The sequence below is a fragment of the Vreelandella sp. H-I2 genome (assembly GCF_052959335.1).
The window spans coordinates 66,594-81,529 of record NZ_JBRAMC010000008.1 but is presented as its reverse complement, the minus strand read 5'-3'; the positions used below and the strand labels follow the sequence as shown (position 1 = coordinate 81,529).

The 14,936-nt window shown below is 56.6% G+C and carries 12 protein-coding genes and 1 pseudogene; 6 read left to right on the top strand and 7 right to left on the bottom strand.

What is annotated here, in order from left to right; genetic code table 11:
• Positions 1–29 precede the first annotated feature (29 nt).
• From urtB to urtE (ACUVOF_RS18580), 4 genes are read left to right on the top strand one after another with little or no spacing between them, the layout of a single operon-like run.
• A complete protein-coding gene (urtB, locus tag ACUVOF_RS18595; protein WP_447045751.1) occupies positions 30–1,673 on the top strand; it encodes an urea ABC transporter permease subunit UrtB in 1,644 nt (547 codons plus the stop codon).
• A 3-nt stretch (positions 1,674–1,676) separates the two neighbouring features.
• The gene (urtC, locus tag ACUVOF_RS18590; protein WP_447045750.1) at positions 1,677–2,849 is read left to right on the top strand and encodes an urea ABC transporter permease subunit UrtC; all 1,173 of its coding nucleotides are present in this window, start codon (positions 1,677–1,679) and stop codon (positions 2,847–2,849) included.
• Positions 2,846–3,682, top strand: a complete 837-nt coding sequence (urtD, locus tag ACUVOF_RS18585; protein WP_447045749.1) for an urea ABC transporter ATP-binding protein UrtD — start codon at positions 2,846–2,848, stop codon at positions 3,680–3,682. The genes urtC and urtD overlap by 4 nt, the downstream gene beginning before the upstream one ends.
• Entirely contained in the window at positions 3,682–4,389 is a 708-nt protein-coding gene (gene urtE, locus ACUVOF_RS18580) for an urea ABC transporter ATP-binding subunit UrtE (protein ID WP_447045748.1), read from the top strand. The genes urtD and urtE (ACUVOF_RS18580) overlap by 1 nt, the downstream gene beginning before the upstream one ends.
• A 60-nt stretch (positions 4,390–4,449) precedes the next feature.
• On the opposite strand, the gene ACUVOF_RS18575 is transcribed toward urtE (ACUVOF_RS18580), so the two are convergent.
• The 7 genes from ACUVOF_RS18575 to ACUVOF_RS18545 all read right to left on the bottom strand — a co-directional run bounded on the left by ACUVOF_RS18575 (position 4,450) and on the right by ACUVOF_RS18545 (position 12,553).
• Positions 4,450–5,370 carry a metal ABC transporter permease gene (locus tag ACUVOF_RS18575; RefSeq protein ID WP_447045747.1) on the bottom strand — a complete coding sequence of 307 codons (921 nt, stop codon included), beginning with the start codon at positions 5,368–5,370 and terminating at the stop codon, positions 4,450–4,452.
• The gene (locus ACUVOF_RS18570) at positions 5,367–6,473 is read right to left on the bottom strand and encodes an iron chelate uptake ABC transporter family permease subunit (protein WP_447045746.1); all 1,107 of its coding nucleotides are present in this window, start codon (positions 6,471–6,473) and stop codon (positions 5,367–5,369) included. Before ACUVOF_RS18570 ends, ACUVOF_RS18575 begins: the two co-directional genes overlap by 4 nt.
• A gap of 3 nt (positions 6,474–6,476) precedes the next feature.
• On the bottom strand, positions 6,477–7,259 hold the full coding sequence (locus tag ACUVOF_RS18565; protein ID WP_447045745.1) for a metal ABC transporter ATP-binding protein: 783 nt from the start codon (positions 7,257–7,259) through the stop codon (positions 6,477–6,479).
• Between the two features lie 24 nt (positions 7,260–7,283).
• Positions 7,284–8,252, bottom strand: a complete 969-nt coding sequence (locus ACUVOF_RS18560; protein ID WP_447045744.1) for a metal ABC transporter solute-binding protein, Zn/Mn family — start codon at positions 8,250–8,252, stop codon at positions 7,284–7,286.
• Positions 8,253–8,453: 201 nt separating this feature from the next.
• A complete protein-coding gene (locus tag ACUVOF_RS18555) occupies positions 8,454–9,824 on the bottom strand; it encodes a PepSY-associated TM helix domain-containing protein (protein ID WP_447045743.1) in 1,371 nt (456 codons plus the stop codon).
• Between the two features lie 83 nt (positions 9,825–9,907).
• A complete protein-coding gene (locus ACUVOF_RS18550; protein ID WP_447045742.1) occupies positions 9,908–12,040 on the bottom strand; it encodes a TonB-dependent copper receptor in 2,133 nt (710 codons plus the stop codon).
• A gap of 75 nt (positions 12,041–12,115) precedes the next feature.
• Complete coding sequence (locus ACUVOF_RS18545; protein ID WP_447045741.1) at positions 12,116–12,553, bottom strand: DUF2946 domain-containing protein; 438 nt, start codon at positions 12,551–12,553, stop codon at positions 12,116–12,118.
• Positions 12,554–12,674: 121 nt separating this feature from the next.
• On the opposite strand from ACUVOF_RS18545, the pseudogene urtE (ACUVOF_RS18540) reads away from it, so the two are divergent.
• Positions 12,675–13,348: pseudogene (urtE, locus tag ACUVOF_RS18540) on the top strand (urea ABC transporter ATP-binding subunit UrtE).
• 193 nt (positions 13,349–13,541) lie between these two features.
• On the top strand, positions 13,542–14,909 hold the full coding sequence (locus ACUVOF_RS18535; protein ID WP_447045740.1) for a diguanylate cyclase: 1,368 nt from the start codon (positions 13,542–13,544) through the stop codon (positions 14,907–14,909).
• The last annotated feature ends 27 nt before the right edge of the window (positions 14,910–14,936 follow it).

Here is a 14,936-nt window from a genome sequence, read left to right as displayed (position 1 = left end):
CGTTTTTAAATAACCAAAGGAAGAACCCCATGAGGCGTTTCCTTTCCTTGGCGCTGCTCTGCTTCCTGCTGTTGGGGGCCACCCTCACTGCGCAGGCACAAACAGATGCCGCCAGTAGCGCTGATAGCTCTGTTTCTGATAATGCGGGCGCTAACAACAGTGCCGCCCTTGAATTGCTAGAAGCACTGGACGTTGAGTCCTACACCGCCAAAGGCAAAGCCATTACCGCGATTTTGCAAAGCGACGATGAGCGCGCCCGTGATTGGCTGCAAGCCCTGCTGGATGGCCGCCTACAGCGCACCGAAGAAGGCCGCTTTGTACTGGTATTGGAAAACCGCGGCCGCGACTGGCCGGTAGCCGATGTACTGACCGGCGAAGCGTTGGGTGAAATGTCCCGCCGTGACCTGGAGCGTATCGGCATTAACAACAACCTGCGTAATCAACTGCGCAGTGCCATCGCGGTAGTTGACCTCTACTCGCCTAACGTTGAACGCCGCCGCACCTCGGCCGAGCGCCTGTTAGGTGAAGTAGACGGTGAGCTGGTGCCCACACTCGATGATCTGATCGAACAGGAAGAGGACGAGCAGGTGCGCTACCGGCTGACTCAGGCCGTGGCGATCTACCGCGCTGAAGCCGGTGAAATGGCCGGGGTCGAAGCGCTGGACGGCAGCCTGCACCCGCGTTCGCGTGTAGCGTTAAGCCGGGCAGCCAACAGTGATGATCCGGTCGTCGCCAATGCCGCTGCCGCTTCACTGGCGGGCATCGAGCAGCAGCTCAAGATCAACCGCGGCCTGGAAACCCTTTATTTCGGTTTGAGCCTTGGCTCGGTATTGGTGCTAGCCGCCATTGGCTTGGCGATTACCTTCGGGGTCATGGGCGTGATCAACATGGCCCACGGCGAGCTCATGATGCTGGGCGCCTACACCACCTGGGCAATGCAGCAACTGCTGCCTGGCCAGCCGGGCTTGGCGTTGATTCTATCGATTCCCGCAGGCTTTATGGTTGCCGCCTTAGCGGGTGTGGCGATTGAGCGCGGCGTGATTCAGTTCCTCAAAGGCCGCCCGCTGGAAACCCTGCTAGCAACCTTTGGTATCAGCCTGATTCTGCAACAGCTGGTGCGCACGGTGATTTCACCGCTCAACCGTACCGTCATTACCCCCGAGTGGATGAGTGGTTCGCTAGTGGTGAATGATGCGCTGTCGCTGACGCTCAATCGCATGTATGTGCTCGGCTTTGCGCTGGTGGTGTTTGCAGGCCTGATGCTGATCATGCGCCGCACACGGCTGGGGCTTGAGGTGCGTGCCGTGACCCAAAACCGCGCCATGGCGCGCTCCATGGGCATTCGCGCGACCCGCGTGGATATCATGACCTTTGCGCTAGGCTCCGGCGTGGCCGGCCTTGCCGGTGTCGCGCTCTCCCAGCTTACCAACGTCGGCCCTAACCTGGGGCAAAACTACATCATCGACTCCTTCATGGTGGTGGTGTTTGGCGGCGTGGGCAACCTGTGGGGCACGCTGGTGGCTGGGCTGTCGCTGGGGGTTATCAACCAAGTACTGGAACCCTGGGCAGGCGCGGTATTGGCCAAGATCATCGTGCTGGTCTTCATCATCCTATTCATTCAGAAACGCCCGCGTGGACTCTTCCCGCAGAAGGGCCGGGCTGCGGAGGGCTAAACGATGTCACTAACGACCGAATCATCGACGAATTTTTGGCTAACACGCCCATTCAGCGAGCTCTCGACACAGATCTTTTTGGGCGTGCTGGTCGCCGCGCTGACGCTGGTCACTATCCTGCACGTGGCGATTCCGCCAGAGAATCCGCTGCATGTGGGCGCCTACACCGTCAACCTGTTCGGTAAGTACCTGAGTTATGCGTTGCTGGCCGTGGCGGTGGACTTGGTGTGGGGCTATCTGGGTATTTTAAGCCTCGGCCACGGCGCCTTTTTTGCCATTGGCGGTTACGCCATGGGCATGTACCTGATGCGCCAGATTGGGGATCGTGGCACCTACGGCCACCCGGTGCTGCCCGACTTTATGGTGTTCCTGAACTGGGACAGCCTGCCGTGGTTTTGGCACGGCTTCGATATGGCTTGGTTTGCCTTTGCCATGGTGTTGCTGGCACCGGGGCTGCTGGCACTGGTGTTCGGCTTTCTGGCGTTTCGCTCACGGGTTACTGGGGTGTATCTATCGATCATCACCCAGGCGCTGACCTTTGCCTTGATGCTGGCTTTCTTCCGCAACGAGATGGGCTTTGGCGGCAATAACGGCCTGACCGATTTCCGCGAAATCGTCGGCTTCGATTTACGCAGCGACGCCACACGCTTAGGGCTATTCCTGGCCACCGGCGTGGCGCTGGCGCTGGGGTATATCCTGTGCCGTGCGATCGTGACCAGCAAGCTGGGTCGGGTGAGCGTGGCTACCCGCGACGCCGAAGCGCGCACGCGCTTTCTCGGCTACCGGGTCGAGCGCTTTCAACTGTTTGTGTTTGTGGTTTCGGCCATGCTGGCGGGCTTGGCAGGGGCGCTTTACGTGCCGCAAGTGGGGATTATCAATCCCAGCGAGTTCTCGCCGATTTTCTCCATCGAGATTGTGCTGTGGGTAGCGCTGGGTGGTCGCGCCACGCTCTATGGCGCGGTGATAGGCGCCATTTTGGTTAACTACGCCAAAACCATCTTTACTGGCGTGTTGCCCGATGCCTGGCTGTTTGCCCTGGGCGCGATGTTCGTACTGGTCACGGTGTTTCTGCCCAAAGGGGTGGCGGGGCTGTTTCGTTATCTCAAGCGCCGTAAGCGCGAGGATCAAACGACCAATCCTGACCACCAACAGACATCCAAGGAGGCCTCCGCATGAGTTTGCTGCAATCGCTGACCCAGCGTGACCGGGTGTTCGATTTCATGGCGCCCCAGGCCTCACCGGTGGACGTTCGCCATGGGCCGATTCTGTATATGGAAGACGTCACCGTGAGCTTTGATGGTTTTAAAGCCATCAATAACCTCAACCTAACCATCAACGACGGTGAGCTGCGCTGCATTATCGGCCCCAACGGGGCGGGCAAGACCACCATGATGGATATCATCACCGGCAAAACCCGCCCCACCAGCGGCAGTGTATGGTTCGGTAGCCGCCATAACCTGCTGCACATGAATGAACCCGATATTGCCAGCCTGGGCATTGGCCGCAAGTTTCAAAAGCCGACAGTCTTCGAGGCGCTCTCGGTGTTTGAAAACCTGGAACTGGCCATGGCCGCCGACAAGCGGATTTTCCCCACCCTAACCGCCCGCATGACCGGCGAGATCAAAGACCGCATCAACGAAGTGCTGGAAACCACCGGCCTGACGGCACTGCGTCATCAGCCCGCAGGGATTCTTTCCCACGGCCAGAAGCAGTGGCTGGAGATCGGCATGCTGTTGATGCAGCGCCCGCGTCTGCTGCTGGTGGATGAGCCGGTGGCGGGCATGACCGAGCAGGAGATGGAGCGCACCGCCGAACTGCTCACCGGACTGGCCGGTAAGCAATCGGTGGTCGTGGTCGAGCATGATATGGGCTTTGTGCGCTCCATTGCCCGCCAGGTGACCGTGTTGCACCAGGGCAGCGTGCTGGCGGAAGGCAGCATGGATCAAGTCTCCAACGACCCCAAAGTGATCGAGGTCTACCTGGGTGCCAATGACGAGGAGGCCGCCTAATGCTAGCCATTGAAAAGCTCAACCAGTTTTACGGCGAAAGCCACACCCTCTGGGATCTGGATCTTGAGGTGCCCGCCGGGCAGTGTACCTGTGTGATGGGCCGCAACGGCGTGGGCAAAACCACGCTGCTGAAAGCCGTGATGGGCGAGGTGGCCGTCAAAAGCGGTGAGCTGCGGTACGCCAGCGAGGCAGGCGAGATCCAACTGACAAAACAAGCCATTGAAGCGCGCTCGCGGTTGGGGATTGGCTACGTGCCCCAGGGGCGGCAGATCTTTCCGCTGCTGACCGTGGAGGAGAACCTGCGCACTGGCCTAGCCGCCCGCAGCGATGGGCTGAAAAAGATTCCCGAGCGGGTCTATGAGCTGTTCCCGGTGCTTAAAGAGATGAATCACCGCCGTGGCGGTGATTTATCCGGAGGGCAACAGCAGCAGTTGTCGATTGGCCGTGCGTTAGTGATTGAGCCCAAACTGCTGATTCTCGATGAGCCGGGGGAGGGCATTCAGCCCAATATCGTCGCCCAGATCGGTCAGGTAATTCGCCAGTTGATCAACGAGGATGGTTTAACCGTACTGTTGGTGGAGCAGAAACTGCCTTTCGCCCGTAAGTACGCCGACCGCTTTGTGATTATGGACCGTGGCCGACCGGTTGCCAAAGGCGAGATTGGCGAGCTCTCCAATGAACTGATCAAGACTCACCTGACAGTTTGAGTTATCCACACCCTGTTGATCATCACCCAGCAAAGCGCCCGCCTTTTGGCGGGCGCTCGGCTAAGATAACGATGGCGGCTCCACCGGCGCCTGGCGCGCCCGGCGGCGTTTGACCAGTTGGGTGATCACGCCATAGCGTGGCCCGCCCAAAAAGGCGAGTATCAGAAAAACGCCGGTCATCACGGCCATCATGCCGCCGATGGAGACGTTGAGATGCACGGCAAGATAGTAGCCCGAAATGCTGGAGGCGATGGAGATCAGTGCGCCAATGACAAACATCATCCATAGCCGGTCGGTCATCAAATACGCGGCAGAGGCAGGCACAATGGCAAAGGCGATGAACAGCACCGCGCCCACCGCATCAAAGGCCGCCACAGCGGTGGAGCTGGTTAGCATCAGCAGCACGTAGAAGAGGATCGACGGCATAAAGCCAAAGGTTTTGGCCAGCGAGGGGTCGAAGGTGGCAAGCTTGAGCTCTTTGTAAAATAGAAAGATAAAGCCGTAATTCAGTACGGTCATCACACCCATTGAGACCAGCGCCTGGGGAATCGGCAGGCCAAACAGGTCAATAGTATCCAGCCAGACAAAACCGATCTCACCGAGCAGTACCGTGTGCGTGTCGATATGCACGTCGTGGGCGTAGATATTCAACAGCAGCACGCCAATAGAGAACAGCGCCGGGAAGACCAGACCGATGGCGGCGTCCTGCTTTACGCGCTTGGTGCTGGCCAGCGCTTCGGTCAGAAAGACGGTCAAAAGGCCGGTCAGGGCGGCGCCGACGAGTTGCACCGGTCCGCTCTGCTGCTTGGTGAGCAGCCAGACAATCACGATGCCAAACACGATGGAGTGGCTGATGGCGTCAGAGAGCATGCTGTTGCCGCGCAACACTAAAAAGGTGCCCACCGCCGAGGAAGCAATGCCTACCATTGCGCCGACCAGAATAATTGGCAGGGCGGTTGTGGTGAGTAGCTCCGCCATCATGGTGCTGGCTCCTCAAAGGCTGCGACCACTCTTCTGGCTTCCTCCTGGCCCCTTGCGGTTAGCTCCCAGCCGGTATTGCGTGATGGGGCGTTGTGCGGGGAGCGCATTAGGTAGCCTTGCCGCTTCAGCTTGTTGAGCAGCCTGGGTGAATTGAATGTTGATGGAGAAACTGTAGACACTGCCGAATGTTTATACAGCGCATAAAGTAGCTGCTTTTTGCGCAGTTCTGTCTTTTGGCGATAATGCCTTATCGCGCCCCACAGCAGGCCACGGCCAGGGGCCAGCGCTAGCGAGGTAAGCACGATGGCGGTCGCGGTCAAGATGATCAGCGGGCCGGTTGCCAGGCCGCGCGATAGCGTACTGATGGTTGCCCCCGAGACGCCGCTGACAATACCGACGCCTGCGGCGATGGCGAGCATGCCGCCCAAGTGGCGGCTCCACTGCCGGGCCGCCGCAGCGGGCGCTACAATCATGGCTGCCATCAGAATAACGCCGACCATCTGCAAGCCGACGACCACGGCCAGTGCCACCATGGCGGTAAGCGATGCCTCAATCGCGGTCGCGGGCATGCCCAGCGTGCGGGCATACTCGGCATCGAAAGTGACCAGCTTGGCCTGTTTCCAGAAAACGGCGAGTAGCAGTAAGGTGACTAGCGTAATGCCGCCCATGACCCATAAGTCGGAGCGCAAAGTGGCGGCGGCTTGGCCGAAGAGAAAGGCTTCCAGCCCCCCCTGGGAGGCGTTATTGGTGCTTTGAATATAAGTTAGCAGCACGATACCCACAGCAAAGAAGATACTCAGGCAGACGCCTAACCCTGCATCGGTTTTCAGACGGCTCATACGGGTCAGCATTAGCATGGTCAGCGCGGCCAGCGAGCCGGTGGCCAGCGAGCCAATAATAATCCCGCCGATATCGCGGCTGCCGGTGATGATAAAGCTTAAACAGATGCCGGGAAGGGCCGCGTGGGAAATGGCGTCGCCCAGAAGGCTCTGGCGGCGCAGCACCGCAAAACAGCCCAGCGGGCCGCTGATCAGCCCCAATAGGGACGCGCCAATCACCACGTTTTGGAAAGTGTAATCAGACAGGAGATCGAACCACTGCATGCGTTATGTCACCTTCGACGCGGGGAACATGAGTGCATCGTTATCGTTAAGTAGCGCGATCTGGCCGCCATAGGCTTGGCGAAGATGCTCAAGCTTGAATACGTCATCAGCCTGGCCGCTGGCTACCACGCGTACGTTAAGCAGCAGCAGCCAGTCGAAGTAGCTACGCACCGTTTGCAGGTCATGGTGCACCACAATCAGCGTTTTACCCGCATCGCGCAGGCGGCGCAGAATATCAATAATCGCCCGTTCGGTGGTGGCATCGACACCGGCCATCGGCTCGTCGAGAAAGTAGACATCTGCCTGTTGCACCAGCGCGCGGGCTAGAAACACCCGCTGCTGTTGACCGCCGGATAGCTGGCTAATTTGGCGGTCAGCGAAAGCGCTCATGCCGACCATTTCCAGTGCTTCCAGCGCCTCACTGCGTTCTTGACGGCCCGGCCGCCTAAACCATCCCAGGCGTCCATACAGGCCCATAGTGACCACATCCAACGCAGTGGTGGGAAAGTCCCAGTCGACGCTGGAGCGCTGCGGCACATAACCCACTCGTTTGCGCTGCGTGGTGTAAGGGCGTCCATGCACCATGACCTCGCCGGAAAGCGACGGCACAAGCCCTAGTAAGCTTTTAATCAGTGTGCTCTTGCCCGCGCCGTTAGGGCCGACAATGCCCGCCATCACACCGGCGGGGATGTCCAGGTCAATGTCCCAGAGCACGGGCTGGTTATGGTAACTGACCGTCAGATTGCGGATGCTGAGTGCCGCGTCAGTATTGCCAGGTGTGGCCATTTATAGTGCTGCCTTATCGGATGCTTAGCGAGCGAGTTGCCACTCGTTCGCCCAATCATCCAGTTCCGTGGGTAAAGGTGCTAGCGAACCGCCCAGCGCCTCGACAATATGTTGGGTGTTGCGGTAGATCATGCCCATGTACGTGCCGTCGAGCGTACCTGCATCGCCCATGGCGTCCGAGTAGAGCTCGCCGCCGATCACCACATCATGGCCGCGCTGCCCAGCGGCATCAATCACTGCCTGAATAGTGCGCGGGTTAATCGTACTCTCGATAAAGACCGCTGGCACGTTTCGCGAGACAACACTATCCGCCATACTGCGAATGTCGGCGATGCCCGTTTCGGTTTCGGTGCTGATCCCCTGGATACCTTCAACGTCGATGTCGTAGGCACGGCCAAAGTAATTGAAGGCATCGTGAGCGGTGACCAGAATACGCTGCTCTTCCGGAATGCTGGCGATACTCTCGGTGACCCAGTCATGCAGAGCCAGCAGGTCAGCCTGATAGCGCTCGGTATTGGCCGCAATCGCATCGGCGCACTCAGGGCGTGCTTCACTGAACGCCTCGCTTAAGGCGGGTAGCGTCTGTGCCCAGAGCGAGACATCCATCCACAGGTGTGGGTCGATCCCGTAGACATCCTGCGCGGTAATCAAGTCGCCAGGGTCGATGGATGTCGGCGAAACAGCCAGCGTGGGGGTTCGTGCCGAGAAATTTTCCAACACGTTCCCCAGTTGGCCCTCCAGCGAGTAGCCCGAATAGAGTATCTGCTCGGCGCCCCGCAGCATCGCTACATCGTTGGCGCTCGCCTGGTAGAGGTGGGGGTCTACGCCTGGGCCCATCATGGCGTTAACATTGACACACTCGCCGCCGACCTCTTGAGCGACGTCGGCAATCATGCCGATGGTGGCCACGACATTTAGTGGTTCGTCATTAGCGGATACCGATGCTGCGAGCGGCAGTAGTCCCAATAGTGTCACTGCATATCTTGTCGCCATGATTAAACTCCCAACGTTAAGTGAGTATTAGCCTAGGTTGCACCACGATTTTTTGCGTTGAGTAAGAAGTATAGCCATGGCTAAGTTTCTTGCATGAAGGGTAAAGTGTCAAGCGAATAGCGAACCGGCGTTATGCATCGTTAAGTAGAGCGTGGTTTGGGAGATGATACCGCCCGACGCTTTTACACGCCGGGCGGTTGACTAAGTGGTCCGCTTATTTAAACGCCGTTCCTGGCGTGGGCGGATAAGCAGCCAGTCGATGGCCAGCATGGCGATGAGTGAAGCGCCTACCAGCGGGAACAGGAGGCCACCTAGTGCCAGAATGGCTATCAAGCCGCGGAAGACCCGTTTATCTGTCGGCAATGGTGGCACGCCCATTTTGCCCTGAGGACGGCGCTTCCACCACATGGCCCCGGCGGAAACACAGAGCAGGATGATGGCGATACACACCGCCAAAAAGAATAGCTGATTGGCTAGGCCGAACTGCTGGCCCATATGCACGTTGATACCAAACTCTAGCCAGCGCCCCAGCGGGCCGTAATCGGCGTAGCTCATATCCAGTAAGGGCTCGCCGCTGTACTGATCCAGATGTACCACGCGCTGCTGACTGAGGTCGTTGGGGTAGATTGAGCCGGTATATACGCCGGTATCGCTGGTAGGCAGGCTAACCGAATAACCTTGGTGCAGCCCCAGCTCATCGAAGGTGGCAACCGCTTGGTCGATACTCAGGCGCTCCGCTGACGCTGGTGGGGTGGCCGATTCAGGCAACTGCGCTTGCTCCATGGACCAGCTTGTCGGACTTTGCTCGTTCAAACGAACATTCGACATCGGCACTTCCACCCGCACGCCGGATGGGTAGCCGAAGTTGTTACCATTCGCCCACTGATTAACCTGCGCGCCCCACACGCCGGACCAGGGCATGCCGGTAATCGCCAGAAAAACGATAAACCCGCCCACGAAAATGCCTGTTACCGCATGCAAGTCGCGCCAGAACACGCGTTTTTTGGGCTTGCCGCGTACGCTGACCACGCCGTCGGTGCCTTTACGCCGTGGCCACCACAGGTAGATACCGGTGAGCACCAGTAGAATCGACCAGCCGCCAGCGATTTCAATCAGTTTGCGCGCCGTTGGGCCAAAGTATTTCAAGCTGTGTAAATAGCGAACGGTCCACATCACTGTGCCACGGTCATCCAGTGCTCCCAGTACATTAGCCGTATAAGGATTAACGTAAACCGCTAACCGCTCGCCCTCCGCTGTGTTAACTGTGATCTCTGCGGAGCTTTTCGGGGTAGCGGGGTCGGTGAATTTTACAGCGGTGCCTGGGTGAGCCGTCAGGGCCGCGCTGACCAGCGAAGAGGGCGGTTGCGTTGCCTCTTGAACGGCCACGCGTTTCATATCGGCGTGTATCAGTGCATCCAGTGCGTCCTTGAACAGATACAGCCCGCCGGTGATCGCCAGGGTAATCATAAACGGCAGCACCAACAGGCCAGCGTAAAAATGCCAGCGCCAAACGGCGCGATACAGATCGAAGGTCTTGCGCTTACCTTCTTGTGGGGGTGATGCAGTCGACATGCAGTCTCTCCAAGCCACCAGGCATCTAGCCTGGCGGCTAATCAATAAGGGCAAATAGGTGCTCTATTGAGCACCTGAGTGAATTAGAAGCTGAAATCGGCTCGTGCCCACACCATTCGGCCAGGCTCGTTAATACCGCGATCCAAATCAGCGGGATAGCCAAAGGCCGCATTACCTGCCAGGTTTAAGTGCTCGGTGTACGTGGTGTCGAAAACGTTATCCACACCCACGCTTAGCGTTAGGTGGTTGCTCGCTTGATACGTGCCATTGAGCGAGAACACCCCGAAACCTGAGGACGATTCCAAGTCTTGGCCGACGACATTGCCTTTTTCTAGGGCTGTGCGGTTTTGTGCTGCAACGCCACGCCATAGGCCACCCACGGAGTAAGCATTGCGTGCATAGGTCAGACCTACATTGGCTTCTAGCGGGGGAATTTGAGGTAATGCCTCATCGTCGTCGGCATTACGTCCCCAGGCATAGGCCAGCGAGGCGTTGCTTACCCAGTTGTCGGTCAGTTGATAGCTGGCGCCCACTTCGGCACCCGCAATCTGAGCGTCGATATTATCGATTTGAGTACCGCCCATGCCCGCGGTGTTGTAATCAAACAAGATAAAATCGTTAACATACCCAGCATATCCGGACACCCATGCGCTTAAGCGCTGCTCGTTGTATTGCGCGCCGATATCCAGCTGGGTGGTTTTTTCGGCTTGAACCCCGTCGAAGGCGTTCAAACTACCGGCCGGGCCTGCTTGGCTGGAACTCAGTTCCCAGTAGTCGGGGAAGCGCTCCACATGCCCAATACCGGCATACCAGGTGATCGGCGCTGAGGCTAAATCTTGCTCGTAGCGGACAAAGGCGCTGGGCAGGGTGTCACGGCGGGTAAGGCCTGCGGTCGCCGTATCCAGATTCTCGTCACTGACGCGATAGCGGTCTACGCGGGCACCGCCAATAAGACGGTCACGTTCACCGATATAACGGGTGACCTCGCTGAAGGCGCCGAACTGGGTCTGCTCGTAATCGGGCTGCCAGCGCTCGCTATCCAGGTTGCGGTGCACTTGATGTTCAACGTCGACACCGGCGATCCACGTGGTATTTTTCCATTCCCACGTTGACGCGACACGGGCGCTCCTAGTACGACGGTCTAGCCGCATGGCCATGCCGTCACTCATATCCATGCCGCCACCCATGTCCATGCCGCCGCCCATGTCCATGCCGCCACCCATGTCCATGCCGCCACCCATATCCATGCTGCCCGGTGAACGTAGCGTGAAGTTATCCATAATATGGTCGGCATAGGCATAGTTGGCCTGCATTTCCAGACGTTTCCAGTGTTCACCTAAATTCTCGCGCCGGAAACGGATGCCCACGGTTTCGCGGAGAAACTTACTGCCATCCATGCCACGCCCTGCATAGCGCGCTTCGCCGTCTCCTCGGCCTGCGGTGACTTCAAGCCAGGTATCGTCGTCGGGTGTCCAGCCAAGCGCTACGTCACCGTTCCACTTATCCCATAACGAGGGCACGGCGTTGCCATCGCCACCCTGATAGTCATTGGCTTCGGATTGGTTACCGGTAATGCGCAGGTAGCCGTCTTTATTGCCCACAGCGGCATCAATACGGCGATCAAAGCGCCCATAGGTACCCAGCATGACGCTGCCATCCAAACGTACGCCAGCTCCATCGAACTCCTCCGGGCCGCGGTCAAAGCGCACTGTTGCCGCTGAAGCGCCGGGGCCCCACAGAACGGACTGCGGACCTTTGGTGACGGTGAGGCTGTCGTAATTTTCAGGTGAGATATAAGACGTAGGCGCATCCATTCGCGCCGGGCAGGCGCCTAGCATTTGGCTGCCATTGGTCAGCACGCGAAGACGTGAGCCAAACATGCCACGGAAAACCGGGTCACCGTTAGTGCCGCCGTTACGAATGGCAGAGAACCCCGGAATGGTCTGAAGATAGTCGGCGCCGTCGCTGGCAGGGGCCGGTTGTCGCGGTATGCGTGGGTCAGTTTCTACCGTAAGTGGTGAACTAAGCGGTACAGCGGTCACGACCATCGTGTTTAACGCATGATGGTCGTGGTGAGTGGTGGATGACTGAGCCCATGCGCCTTGAACAGTCAAGCTTGATGCCGCGGCGATGCTTAATGTCAGTGCGTGTCGTTGAAAACAGTTTTTTAACCGGGCAGGCGCGACGACGCCATGCACAATAGTTGAGTGTGACATGATGATCCCTTTTTTTGATATAGACAGCCGCCAGCCAGAAGCGAGCTTCAGGCTGAAAGGGCTGACGATGTGGCGTTATACACGTCGAAAAAAGGGCGGTGCTCGCGTTAGCGCGTGGGGGTAGTTATCACAGGACTGCATAGCCTGTGTCGGCTGCGTCAGCAGTTGGTCGTGCGTGATAAACGCTTGCAGGCTGATCGCGGGAAGAAAGGTATGAGCCGTTGGAAACTGTTGCCAGACGGTGCAGTAGCCACATTGGTGAAACCAATTGAAGATCGGTTCTACTGATTTAGCATGACCTGCATGATGATGGTGGCTTGTTTGAGTGGCGGTATGCGAGTGGTAGTCGCCTTGATGGCTTGCGTGATGACTAGCTTCCTGGTTAGCGTGATGCTGCCCACCGGACTGGTATTGTGAAATCAGCGGCCCCGTCAATAGCAGATGCATCGCTACAAACGCCATATAAAGCGCTATGCGATACCAAAGAGTCGCTATTGAACGTGATAGTTGCATTTACTCGATACGCTTTGTGGGCCGTGTTCTGTTTTTTATATAGATTGCTTCGGAATTTTAGCTGAAATTTCCTTATGAAAGCGTGAGAATTGTGCGGCCAATTGACACGTTTTGACGGCTAGTGACAGATGGGAGCTATTGGTATCTGGATCTTGATATGCCTGCAGGCCAGTGCACCTGCGTGATGGACCGCAACGGCTTGGGTAAAACCACGCTGCTGAAAATTGTAATGGGGAGGTGGCGGTCAAAAGCGGTGAGCTACGCTACGCCAGCGAGGAAGGCGAGATCCAACTGACTAAAAAAGCCATTGAAGCGCGCTCGCGGTTGGGGATTGGCTACGTGCCTCAAGGGAGGCAGATATTTCCGCTGCTGACCGTAGAGGAGAACCTGCGCACCGGCCTAGCCGCCCGAAGCGATGGGCTGAAAAAGATTCCCGAGCGGGTCTACGAGCTGTTTCCCGTGCTTAAGGAGATGAAAAACCGCCGTGGCGGTGACCTCTCCGGCGGGCAACAGCAGCAGTTGGCGATTGGTCGCGCGCTGGTCATCGAACCCAAACTGCTGATTTTGGACGAACCAGGGGAGGGCATTCAGCCCAATATCGTCGCTCAAATTGGCCAAGTGATTCGTCAGTTGATCGATGAGGATGGTTTAACCGTACTATTGGTGGAGCAGAAGCTGCCTTTTGCCCGCAAATACGCCGACTGTTTCGTGATCATGGATCGCGGACGACCAGTCGCCAAAGGCGATATCAGCGAACTCTCTAACGAGCTAATCAAGCAGCACTTGACGGTTTAAATAGTAAAAAATCGTGGTTCATAAGGAAGTGAGCTACGGTGCACTAGGCATTAGCTCGTCGTTCTCAAAGACGTTATTAATACGTAACAAGGTGTTATACCTAGTTAAAAAAAGCTTTCTGTGTGCGTGTTGAAGGTTTTCGTTTACGTGTAATATGCCACGCTTAATTCTAAAAAAACCGGGTGGGGTGTATATGCGTCATAAAGATAAAGACCAGCTTGCTGCTGAGTGGCAAGCGCTTTTAGAACGCACCCCTAAGCCGATGCGTCAAGCAGTAGAAACGCTGGTGGAATCTCAATGTCACACCTTTGCCGATCGTTTCTATTCGGTAATGATGGAAGATCCCCATGCATCGTTATTTCTCTCCAACGACCAAGTTCAGCAGCGCTTGAACCCCTCTATGCGCCGTTGGTTAAGCGCGATGTTTTCAGTGGAACATGCGGACTTTGAAGCCCTTGTTGATCTACAGGAAAAAGTGGGGCAAGTGCACGCCCGCATCGACATTCCTGTGAACCTGGTACTTAGCGGAGCAAGGCAACTTAAGCAGGCACTTTATGAGCAGATCAATGCCTCTTTTAAAAGCCCTCTATCGCCAGGTGATGCCTCGGTTTATGTATCCGATCACATCGATATGGGCATGGAGATTATGAGTCACGCTTACTCTGTAGCCAGCGACCGTAACGCGCGCACAGAAGAAGCTTATAAGCTCTTTTCCTTGACCCAAAATATCGGAGACGAGCGTGAACGTCAGCGATCAGCATTGCTAAGTTGGGAAAATGCGTTGATGTTTTCGGTTGCAGTGCAGCAGAACGTTAGTCAACTTCCTAAGCTTGCCAATTCTGAGTTTGGTTTATGGTATTTCCATAAAGCCTGTCACGCATTTGAGGGTGCACCAGAAATTACTACTATCTCAAGGAATATTCATCAAGTCGATAACGAATGGTTAGACGCCTTGGCCCACAGCACGACAACCGAATCAATGAAAGCATTAAGTAATATTCGTGATGCAACACGAACTATATTAATGCTGTTGGAAGACGTGCTGAAGCGTGCCTCCAGTTTAGAAGCTGGACGCGATAGTTTGACCCGGTTACTTAACCGCAAGTTTCTATCCGTGGTGCTTAGTAGAGAAATTGAACTAGCGCGCCACTCTGAGAAGTGCTTTGCGTTGCTCATGGTTGATATCGATCATTTTAAGTCGATCAATGATAACTATGGTCATGATGCCGGTGACAACGTACTTCAACAGGTAGCTAGTATCTTAGACCGTTCCACTCGAGGGGGAGATTATGTATTCCGGATGGGAGGTGAAGAATTCCTGATCATACTGGTTGATACCGACCAAGACGGTAGTCGGCTATTTGCTGAACGCCTGCGCCAAACGGTAGCAAAAGAGCCAATGCTTGCCGCAGCAGATACGTTAATTAAGGTGACTGTTAGTGTAGGAGTCACTATGCACGATGGCTATCCTGACTACCAGCGCTCTATGCAGCGGGCTGACCAAGCCCTTTACCAAGCGAAACGCAGTGGTCGTGACCGAGTCGTGGTGCAAATGGGTTAAGCCCGGCGAGTGCTTTAATTGTCAATC